Consider the following 2529-nt stretch of genomic DNA (forward strand, 5'->3'; position numbering starts at 1 on the left):
GCCCTGATCTCTGTTCCTTCAGTCGGGGTGGCGGGATTTGAACCCACGACCTCTTCGTCCCGAACGAAGCGCGCTGCCAAGCTGCGCTACACCCCGAAGCAACGAGCTCTACTTTAGCGGACCGATGGCCGGAGACGAAATCCGGTTCTCGGGGCCGCGCAGGTGGGGGCGGATGCGGTCGAGGAGGAGCAGGACCAGGGCGAGGGCGTAGAAGGCGAGGGCGAAGATCACGGTGTTGCCGAGGACGCCGCCGTAGCCGTGGATGTCGACGTCCAGGAAGGGGTATGGGTAGCGGCCCTCGGTGCCGGGGGAGAGAAGGGCGCCGCGGATGAGGGCGAAGGGGAGGTAGAGGAGGGGGTAGGCCAGCCACTGCCAGGCGAAGGAGAGGCGGAAGCGGCCCGGTGTCGTGAGGACGAGCCAGTCGAGGACGACCGCGATGGGGGTGGCCGTGTGCAGGAGCTGGGTGGCCGTGGTCTGCCACTCCGAGGGGGCGTGGGCGTCGCCGGCCATGGAGAAGCCGCTGGAGCTGTTGGTCAGGACGAAGTGGTAGACCAGCCCCGTGATGGCTATATAGAGGAGAGCCGCTCCCGTGATCCGCGCCGAGAGCGGCGGCCGGGCCGACCACGCCCGGTGTGCGGCCGCCAGCATGACCACGGCGACCACCGCGTTGGACTGGATCGTGAAATAGCTGAGCACCCGCGGCACGTCGCCGATCGCGCAGTCGATCACGATGCCGGTGATCGCCGCCACCGCGATGAGCACCCGGAAGACGGCCGCGAACGGGCGGCGCCCGGCCGGGACGACCGCGGAGGCGGGAACGCCCGCGGCGCTGATCGCGCTCTGCCGCGCGTGGGAGGAGGTCGGATCGATCATCCCCCCACCGTAAGGGCGGGCGCTCCCGCCCGGCGGGAGTCTTCCGGTTCCGGGCGGTCAGGCTTCGGTCAAGCGGTCAGGCTTGGATCAGGCTCGGGTCAGGCTTCGGCCAAGGTGAGCAGCGTCGCCTCGGGCGGGCAGTTGAAGCGGACGGGCGTGTACCGGTTCGTGCCGCACCCCGCCGACACGTGCATGAACGACTCATGGCCGCCCGCCCGGTGCCGGGACAGCCCCTTGACCCGCTTCGTGTCCAAGTCGCAGTTGGTGACCAGCGCGCCGTAGAACGGCACGCAGAGCTGGCCGCCGTGGGTGTGGCCGGCCAGGATCAAGGGGTAGCGGTCCGCCGTGAACGCGTCGAGGACTCGCAGGTACGGCGCGTGCACCACCGCCAGCGACAGATCCGCCGACGTGTCCGGGCCGCCCGCCACCTCGCTGTACCGGTCCCGCTTGATGTGCGGGTCGTCCAGGCCGGTGAGGGCGATCTCACATCCGTCGACCTTCAGCCGGCCCCGCGTATTCGTCAGGCCGACCCACCCCGCCGCGTCGAAGCCGTCGCGCAGCTCCTCCCACGGGTTGTGGATCGCCCCGACCACCGGCTTGTTGCCGTTCAGACCGTGCCGCTTCTGCGCCTTCTCGAACAGGTAGCGGGCCGGATTGCGCAGCTTCGGTCCGTAGTAGTCGTTCGAGCCGAAGACGTACGCACCGGGGAACTCCATCAGCGGCCCCAGCGCGTCCATCACCTCCGGCACGCCCTCCGGGTCAGACAGGTTGTCGCCCGTGTTGATCACGAAATCAGGGCGCAGCCCCGCCAGCGACTGGAGCCAGCGCTGTTTCTTGCGCTGCCCGGAGACCATGTGGATGTCGGAGACCTGGAGCACCCGCAGCGGCCGACGGCCGCGCGGCAGCACCGGGACGGTGACCCGTCGAAGACGGAAGGAACGGGCCTCGATGCCTGCGGCGTAGGCCACGCCGGCCGCGCCGACCGCCGTGATTCCCGCCGTGATGCCCAGGGGTACTCCGTATCGCGCGCGCATACGCCCATCGTCGCAGACCGGCCGCCCAGGAGAAATCTTCGGGTGATTCCCGGCAGTTGCTGGCATAGTCAAGGACATGACCACGCTCAAGTCCCAGCTTCAGGACGACCTCACCGCCGCCATCAGGGCGCGCGACGAGCTGCGCTCCTCCACCCTCCGCCTCACCCTCACCGCCATCACCAAGGAGGAGGTCTCCGGTCAGTCCGCCCGTGAGCTCTCCGACGACGAGGTGCTGAAGGTGATCGCGCGCGAGGCGAAGAAGCGGCGCGAGGCGGCGGAGGCGTTCGCGCAGGGCGGCCGGGCCGAGTCGGCGGAGCGGGAGAAGGCGGAGGGCGAGATCCTCGCCGTATATCTGCCGCAGCCCCTCTCCGACCTGGAGCTGGAGTCGCTGGTCGCCGCGGCCGTCGCGGAGGCGGCCGGGCACGGCGCCGAGGGGCAGCGCGCGATGGGCGCCGTCATGAAGATCGTGAACCCGCAGGTGGCCGGCCGGGCCGAGGGCGGCCGCGTCGCCGCGATGGTCAAGAAGCTGCTCGCCGGCTGACGGACGGCAGGCCACCGTTCAAAAAGGGCCACTGTTCAAAAAGGGCCGCCGCTCAAAAAGGGCCACCGCTCAAAAACGTAG

3 protein-coding genes and 1 tRNA gene are annotated in these 2529 nt (G+C 69.8%); 1 reads left to right on the plus strand and 3 read right to left on the minus strand.

The window, feature by feature from the left end; translation table 11 throughout:
* Positions 1 to 22 precede the first annotated feature (22 nt).
* From ACFU99_RS40665 to ACFU99_RS40675, 3 genes are all read right to left on the minus strand, one after another.
* Positions 23 to 96 (minus strand) — tRNA-Pro (locus tag ACFU99_RS40665).
* 12 nt (positions 97 to 108) lie between these two features.
* Positions 109 to 873: a Pr6Pr family membrane protein gene (locus ACFU99_RS40670; RefSeq protein ID WP_384402921.1), complete on the minus strand. Its 765-nt coding sequence runs from the start codon at positions 871 to 873 to the stop codon at positions 109 to 111.
* Positions 874 to 971: 98 nt separating this feature from the next.
* Positions 972 to 1907, minus strand: coding sequence for a metallophosphoesterase (locus ACFU99_RS40675; protein ID WP_384402924.1), 936 nt, complete (start codon positions 1905 to 1907; stop codon positions 972 to 974).
* 76 nt (positions 1908 to 1983) lie between these two features.
* On the opposite strand from ACFU99_RS40675, the gene ACFU99_RS40680 reads away from it, so the two are divergent.
* Positions 1984 to 2448, plus strand: coding sequence for a GatB/YqeY domain-containing protein (locus ACFU99_RS40680; protein WP_384402927.1), 465 nt, complete (start codon positions 1984 to 1986; stop codon positions 2446 to 2448).
* Positions 2449 to 2529: the final 81 nt, after the last annotated feature.

It is taken from the genome of Streptomyces sp. NPDC057654 (assembly GCF_042800135.1).
Lineage (GTDB): Bacteria > Actinomycetota > Actinomycetes > Streptomycetales > Streptomycetaceae > Streptomyces.

What these genes read in the sequence shown, in the direction of transcription:
- ACFU99_RS40670 (WP_384402921.1), bottom strand. Translation starts at nt 873, where the DNA reads ATGATCGATCCGACCTCCTCCCACGCGCGGCAGAGCGCGATCAGCGCC.
- ACFU99_RS40680 (WP_384402927.1), top strand. Translation starts at nt 1,984, where the DNA reads ATGACCACGCTCAAGTCCCAGCTTCAGGACGACCTCACCGCCGCCATC.
- ACFU99_RS40675 (WP_384402924.1), bottom strand. Translation starts at nt 1,907, where the DNA reads ATGCGCGCGCGATACGGAGTACCCCTGGGCATCACGGCGGGAATCACG.